Origin of the sequence: Flavobacterium sp. Arc2, assembly GCF_041431385.1 — a bacterium.
In the GTDB taxonomy this organism is placed as follows: Bacteria; Bacteroidota; Bacteroidia; order Flavobacteriales; family Flavobacteriaceae; genus Flavobacterium.
In genome coordinates this window covers 24,400-32,239 of the sequence record NZ_JASMRH010000037.1, presented here as the reverse complement: position 1 = coordinate 32,239, position 7,840 = coordinate 24,400, and the positions used below count along the sequence as shown (strand labels likewise).

Annotated in this window: 4 protein-coding genes; all 4 read left to right on the top strand. The window is 31.0% G+C overall.

What is annotated here, in order from left to right; genetic code table 11:
• Nucleotides 1-65: 65 nt before the first annotated feature.
• Nucleotides 66-377: a sigma-70 family RNA polymerase sigma factor gene (locus QO182_RS18205; RefSeq protein WP_371563279.1), complete on the top strand. Its 312-nt coding sequence runs from the start codon at nucleotides 66-68 to the stop codon at nucleotides 375-377.
• An 83-nt stretch (nucleotides 378-460) separates the two neighbouring features.
• Entirely contained in the window at nucleotides 461-3,013 is a 2,553-nt protein-coding gene (locus QO182_RS18200) for a M14 family zinc carboxypeptidase (RefSeq protein WP_371563276.1), read from the top strand.
• Between the two features lie 144 nt (nucleotides 3,014-3,157).
• The gene (locus tag QO182_RS18195) at nucleotides 3,158-4,375 is read left to right on the top strand and encodes a FecR family protein (protein WP_371563274.1); all 1,218 of its coding nucleotides are present in this window, start codon (nucleotides 3,158-3,160) and stop codon (nucleotides 4,373-4,375) included.
• Nucleotides 4,376-4,400: 25 nt separating this feature from the next.
• Nucleotides 4,401-7,838, top strand: a complete 3,438-nt coding sequence (locus QO182_RS18190; RefSeq protein ID WP_371563271.1) for a SusC/RagA family TonB-linked outer membrane protein — start codon at nucleotides 4,401-4,403, stop codon at nucleotides 7,836-7,838.
• Nucleotides 7,839-7,840: the final 2 nt, after the last annotated feature.

Below are 7,840 nucleotides of genomic sequence, written 5' to 3'. Positions count from 1 at the left end.
GACTTAAATGTCCTTTCTTTTGAAAAAATTATCCTATCTTTTTTCCTGAGAGTTGCATTAATTAATTGAATCTAGTAGTTAAAAAAGAGAATCAATTAGAATTTGATTTAAATGAAGGTACCATTTTTCATGAAGATGATGATCATGACAAAGAAGTAATTCTAAATCAATTAAAGGAGATCATTAATAAATTAAGTCCCCGTGAACGAGAAATAGTTTATTTAAAGTATTTTCAAAACTTTAATAACACAGAGATTTCAGAATTACTTGACATTAATTATCAGACAGTTAGGAATATTCTAGGTAATGCAATAAAAAAGCTTCGCAAATTAGGAGAAAATTATATAGAGTTCCTTTTTCTTTTGTTCAGTAAATAAAATTAAATTTTAACAGTTTTCTTATAGTACATATAGGTGTTTTATACTCTTTAGTTTGTATAACGCAAAATTCATCAATCTATATGAAAAAGATTAACCAGCTAACAATCATAGTATTTGTTTTATTTCAATCTGTGGTTTTTTCGCAAAATTATTTCACTGAAGACTATAAGCCTTTTAATAGTAATGTTCCGAGTCCAGAAGAATTCTTGGGCTATCCTATTGGAGATTCCTATACTAGACATGATTTGGTTGTTGCTTATATGGAAAAGCTTGCGGAAATTTCTAATAGAGCAACTATAGAGTATTATGGAGACACAAACGAAGGTAGAAAACTAGTAATACTAACAATTACATCTTCTGAAAATCACAAAAACCTATTGTCATTAAAAGAAAAACACTTGCAAGTTGTTGATGAAAAAACGAATATAACAGATTATTCAAATTTACCTGTTTTTATTAATTTAGGGTACAATGTTCATGGCAATGAGCCCTCTAGTACAGAAGCGGCTTTATTAGCAGCTTATACTTTAGTCGCTTCAGAAAACCCAAAAGTACTAGAGTATCTAGATAAAACCATTATATTTTTAGATCCAACCATTAATCCAGATGGTAGAGATCGCTATGCCAATTGGGCTAATTCCTATAAAGGAAATCCGTTAATTTCAGATAAGTACGATATAGAGCATAATGAACAGTGGCCATATGGGAGAACGAACCATTATTGGTTTGATTTAAATAGAGATTTGCTTTTAGCAGTTCAAAAAGAAAGTAATGCAAGATTAAAATGGTTTCATGAGTGGTATCCAAATGTGGTTACAGATTTTCATGAAATGGGAACAAATAGCACTTATTTTTTTGAGCCCAAACAAGCTTCGGCATCTTTAAACCCTGTAACTCCTATAGAGAATAGTACCACTTTAAGTTCTGCCTTTGCTAAAGAATATGTGGCAGATTTAGACGAAATAGGATCTTTATATTTTACAAAGGAAAAATATGATGCTACGTACCCAGGATATGGTTCAACTTATGGTGATTTACAAGGCTCGTTAGCATTATTATTTGAGCAAGCAGGTTCTAGAGGGCATATACAAGAAACAGCTACAGGAAATTTGTCTTTTGCTTTTACCATTAGAAATCAATATGTAAGTTCTTTTGCAACCATAAAAGCAGCCATTAAAAATAAAGAGTTATTATATACTTATCAGAATGAATTTTTTAGAAATGCTATAAATCAGGCTTCTAAAAGTAATATTAAAGGATATGTTTTTGGAGATAATTATGATAAAAACAGGAACAAAGAATTTATAGGTTTATTATTAAAACATAAAATAAAAGTATATCCTTTAGATAAAGATTTAGTCCTAAAAAGTAAGACTTTTAAAAAAGATTATTCTTTTGTTGTACCAACAGAACAAAAAGAATATTTGATGGTGCGCACTATGTTTGAAACCAACCGAAAGTATCGTGATAGTGTGTTTTATGATGCCTCCTCTTGGTCTACGGCTAATTTTTATAACATGAAATATAGCACGCTTTCAAAAGCAACTTCGCTAAAAAATGAAATCACTCCAGAAAATAATATAGTATATACGGCAGATTTTAAAGCAAGCGATTATGCTTATTTAATACCATGGGACGATTATTATGCACCGGCGCTTTTATATAAATTACAGCAAAAAGGTATTATTGTAAAAACAGCACAAGAGCCTTTTTTTATATCTACAAATAACGATGTTGTTTCATTCGATAGAGGAACTTTATTAATACCTGTTAGTTTACAAAACAGTAATAAAGAAGAGCTGTTTGAAATAATTAACAACGCAAGCAAAGCATATAATATCCAGATTTATTCGGTTAACACTGGTTTTAGTACAACAGGAGTAGATTTAGGTTCTTCTAACTTTGCAGTGTTAAAAGAACCTAAGGTAATGATGTTTGTAGGAGAAGGAGTTTCGGCCTATGAAGCTGGGGAAGTTTGGCACTTATTTGAACAACGTATGCAAATGCCTATTACTAAAGTTTCTGGTAATATGTTTGGTAGGATAGATTTGGAAAGATATAACGTCATGGTTATGGTATCTGGAAGTTATAACATGCTTTCGAAAATAAGTTATGATAGAATAAATAACTGGGTGGCACAAGGAAATACGTTAATCACAATACGAACAGCTAGTTCTTGGGCTATTAATAATAAAATAGTTAATGAAAGTTTAATTAAGAAAGTTTCAGATTCTGTAGCTACAAGAATTAATTATACAGACTCAAGAGGTACTCTCGGAAAACAAGAAATAGGAGGTGCTATTGTTGCCGTCGACCTCGATACAACACACCCCGTCGCTTATGGTTATCACGATCAAAATATTCCAGTGTATAAAAACAACAAAGTCTTTATGGTGCCAAGCAAAAATCGTTTTTCAACCGTTGCTAAGTATACACAAACACCACATATTGATGGTTATTTGTCTCAGGAGAATATAGATAATTATATTAAAAAGTCGGCCTCTATAATTGTGAGCAGAATAGGAAAAGGACGCGTGGTGTTGTTTGCTGATAATCCTAATTTTAGAGGAGCTTGGTATGGTACAAACAAATTGTTTATGAATGCTATCTTTTTTGGCGATATAATAAATTAAGAAAAACAGGCATTTATTTAGTGTATGTGCATTGCTTTAGATTTTGCGTTAATTATATTTTGTTAAAATTAACAAATTAACAAAAAAGGTATAGTACAAAATTAATAAATCAACTCTTAAGAGTAATAAAACCTTTAAGTAACTATGTTAAGTTCTAAAAAAAATAGCGTAAAAAAATTATTAAACAATGATGGGTTCATTGCGTGGGTAACTTCAAATTATATAACTAACAATGCATACTGGTCTAATATTGAGGCCGGTTTAAATAAATCAGATAAAGAAGAATTTGCCAAAGCTATCGATATATTGAAGAAATTAAAAACCCTTCATATTGATAATGAGAAATCTGAAAAATCACAAGACTTTATTAAACAACAGTATGATAATTTAATGAAGGATTATGCTGTTAAAGAGGTTAAGAAACCTAGAGTGTTTAGTTTAAGTAATTTATTAAAATATGCAGCTATTTTAGTTACTTTAATTTCGGTAACGAGTCTTTTATTCCTTTTAAATGAACCAAAGAACACGTTTGCTGACAATCTAGTTGAAACCAATTTTAATACTTCAGATTTACTATTGCAAACACCAGACAATAAGTACTATGTGATTTCCGACATAGAAAACAAGAGCTGGTTAAATGAAAATGGTGTATTAGTAAACGTTAATTCTGATGCTATGAGTTTTGCTGCAAGTAAAAATTTAAAAACATCTGAAAATGCGGAATATAAAATAATTGTTCCCAAAGGAAAAAAATATCTATTAATCTTGGTAGATAGTACTAATGTTGAGCTAAACTCAAATACAAGTATAAGTTTTACAAACTCGACGACTTCTAAATTACGTAAAATCACTTTAAAAGGGGAAGCGTTTTTTGATGTAACTCATGATAAAGATCGTCCTTTTATTGTTCAGTCTTCGGATTTGAAAATTCAAGTTTTAGGAACAGAGTTTAATGTGTCTAATTACGAATCTAATGGCTATACAAGCACAACTTTAATCGATGGATCCATAAATGTTTCAAACCAACAAGGTGAAAGTCAAGTGATTAAACCAGGTAGCCAAGCAACTTTATATAACAATCAAAGTACTATAATAGTGGAAAAAGTAAATGTTCAAAAAGCGGTGTCTTGGACTACGAATAGAATGATTTTTGAAGACGAAACGCTAGAGAATATGATACGAAAATTAAGTGTTTGGTATCCAGTTAAGTTTATTCTTAATGATGAAAATATTAAGCAATATAGGTTTACGGGGACATTAAAAAAAGAATATAGTTTAACGCATTTTTTACAAATGCTTAAGTATACAGAAGGGATTAGTTATAAAATAAAAAATGATGAAGTAACCCTATTTTTCGAATAAAATTTTAACTTATATAATATTATTTATGAAGAACTATTTTAATATAATACATCTGAAAAAATCAAAAAAGAGACTGTTAACTTTTGCTTTTAGTGTCATTAGTGTGTGTTCATTTTCAACAAATATTGCGGCTAATATACTGAAAGAAAGTGAAGATATATCATTAACAATAAACCAGCAGCTAACAGTTCAGGAGCTATTTAATTTAATTTCTAGCAAAACTAATTACGACTTTTTTTTTAGTAGTAATTTACCTGATCTAGACAAAAAAGTATCTGTAAATGTCAAAAATGCTTCAGTATCAAAAGTCCTGAATATGGCTTTCATAAATTTAGATATAGAATATTCCATTAAAGAAAATGTTATTCTTATCAGAAAAAAAGATACCTATCTAGACCAGCAAGAAAAGAGGAATGTATCGGGCGTTGTTTATGATGATACGAGCACACCATTACCAGGGGTACAAATAATTATTCAAGGAACAAGTAATGGTGTGACAACAGATTTTGATGGCAAATTTAATATTGACGTTTATCCAACAGATGTATTGGTGTTTTCCTATCTAGGTTTTCTAAATGAAATAGTTAAAATTAATAACAAAACAAGTGTTATTGTTGTTCATTTAAAACCAGATATGAACATTCTTAACGAAGTCATTATTTCTGGAGTTGCTTCTGGGACTTCACGTAAAAAAATGTCGGTTTCAGTTGCCAAAATAAATTCAGAAGATTTAGGAAAAGCACCACAAACGTCAGTGTCTTCAGCTTTACAAGGTAAAATGGCGGGTGTTACAGTTAGCTCTTTTAGTGGTTCTCCTGGAGGAAGTGCTAATATTGTTTTAAGAGGATCAACATCTGTTAGAGGCGGTAATAGTCCTATGCTTTTAATTGATGGGGTAATTATGGGAGGATCTTTAGCAGACATAAATGTAGATGATGTAGAATCTATAGAAGTTGTAAAGGGAGCAGCAGCAGCAGCGCTTTATGGTTCTCAAGCAGCAAATGGTGTAATTGTGGTAACTTCAAAAAGAGGTAAAAACATAGCTAATGGAAAAACGACAGTAACTATTAGAAATGAATTAGGATTTCAAAAAGTAGCCAATCTTTTAGATTTATCTACATCTCATCATTATCGTCTTGATCCTACTTGGTTAGATACTGATACATATACAAAATATCAATTTGTTAATTATCCAAGTGATTATGTCTCTGGATGGGATCCAAGAATTAGTGGAAATCGTGTCGAAAAAGACGATCACTATCAAGATTTACCATATAGGGTTAATAATGATTTGCAAAAAGAAATGTTTGCTAATGGTACATATATTACTAATTATGTTGGTGTAGGTCATAAATCGGGTAAAACCAATTTATATACCTCATTTGAAAATAACAAAAGTGAAGGTGTAGTTATAGAAACAGGTGGGTACAACCGCCAAAGTTTTAGGCTAAATATAGATCATTCTATTTCGGATAATGTAAAGATTTCTGCCAGCAATAATTATATACGTACTAACAATGATTATTTAGGAGGAGGAACAAGTGCTTTTTTTGAAGTCGCATCGACAGATCCAGATGTTGATTTGTTTAAAAAGAATATTGATGGTCAAGAAAATAATTATTATCCAAACCAATGGAACACGCAGTTTGCCAACCCGTTGTATGATTTGGGAAAAAAGGAAAGTACAGCTGAAAAAAGTAGATTATTAAGTGCTTATGATATTAGCTGGAAATTGAATAAAGTCGTTAGTTTTGACGCTTCTTATGCTTTTGAGTTAGAAGATTATAATAATAAAATATTATCTCCAAAAACTACTATTGATGATTTATTACCTAACTATATAGATGCTAATGCAGATCCTTTACAGCTTAATCTGCTTAACCCAATGGTACTTTCTTATACAGGTGGATCATTAAGTAGAAAAAACTACAAAGCTTTAAATCAAACATTAAGAGCGACTGTTAACTTTAAAAAAACTTGGAAAGATCTAGATTTTAATGGAAAATTAAGTTTTTTGAATGAAGATAATCACTTTGAAAGTACGACAACTAATGGAACGTCTTTTGTTTTAAATGATTTTCCAATATTTGATAATTTTGACCCAGCTAATATTGATGCTGTAAGTTTTATTTCAGATATAAGAGCGACTAATTATTTTGCAATTGCCTCATTCGTTTTTAAAGACAGGTATATTTTAGATGGTTTGTATAGAATGGATGGTTCTTCACTTTTTGGTGAAAATGAAAGATGGCAAAATTACTTTCGTGTTTCTGGAGCTTATCGTATTACAAAAGACATCGAATTACCCGGAATTCAAGAGTTGAAAATTAGGGCCGCTTATGGAACATCTGGATTAAGACCAGGTTTTGGGGATAAAGATGAAACCTTTAATTTAAGTGATGGTATAGCATCTAAAAACACCTTGGGGAATAGAGATTTAAAACCATCTCGTTCAGCAGAAATGGAGATTGGAATCGAAGCCTCTTTTCTAAATAGATTTAGGTTTGAAACGACCTACTCAAATACTAAAGTTACTGATCAATACTTGTTAGCACCATTAGCCTCACATGCTGGAGGATTTCCTTATCAAAATGTGAATGCAGGTGAGCTTGAAAGTAAAACACTTGAAGCCATGTTAAATGCGCAAATTATTTCAACCGATGATTTTAGTTGGGATGCAACCATAACATTTGATCGCACAAGACAAAAAATAACTAAGCTAACTATTCCTGAATATAGAACAGGTCCAAGAAATACGTTTAGAATAAAAGAAGGAGAGACATTTGGAACTATGTATGGGGTCGATTTTGTTAGGACTTTAGATGGAATGAAACAACAGCTCGCTGATGGTGATGATATCAACAATTACTCAGTTAATCGAGATGGTGTTGTAGTTTTAACAAGCGATATAGGTACTGTAAACGAAAAACCTTTTGTTATTACCGATGAAACTGGTGCTGAAAAAGTACAGAAAATAGGAGATATTAACCCGGACTTTAATTTGGGACTAAATACTTCTTTTAGCTATAAAAATCTCTCAGTATACATGTTATGGCAATGGAAACAAGGTGGCGATTTATATAACCACACAGCGCAATACTTAGTAAGAGATAATCGTCTTGGTATTATAGATCAAATTCATACCAAGCCAGAGAACAAAAAAACAGTTGACTACTATCAATCATTATATGATGCTGATGCTATAAATGGTTTTTGGGTTGAAAATGCAACTTATGTAAAGCTTAATGAAGCCTCAATATACTACACACTTAATAAGAACACTAAGGGTTTTGCAAAAATACATATCGAAGAAATAAAAATGGGGGTTATAGGTCGTAACCTCTGGACTATAACTGACTATACTGGTTATGATCCTCAAGTTGGGGAGGATGGATTTCTTTTTGACAATTTCGGATATCCTAATTTTAGAAACTACTCATTATCTATACAAGTTAAATTTTAATA

What these genes read in the sequence shown, in the direction of transcription:
- QO182_RS18200 (WP_371563276.1), top strand. Translation starts at nt 461, where the DNA reads ATGAAAAAGATTAACCAGCTAACAATCATAGTATTTGTTTTATTTCAA.
- QO182_RS18195 (WP_371563274.1), top strand. Translation starts at nt 3,158, where the DNA reads ATGTTAAGTTCTAAAAAAAATAGCGTAAAAAAATTATTAAACAATGAT.
- QO182_RS18190 (WP_371563271.1), top strand. Translation starts at nt 4,401, where the DNA reads ATGAAGAACTATTTTAATATAATACATCTGAAAAAATCAAAAAAGAGA.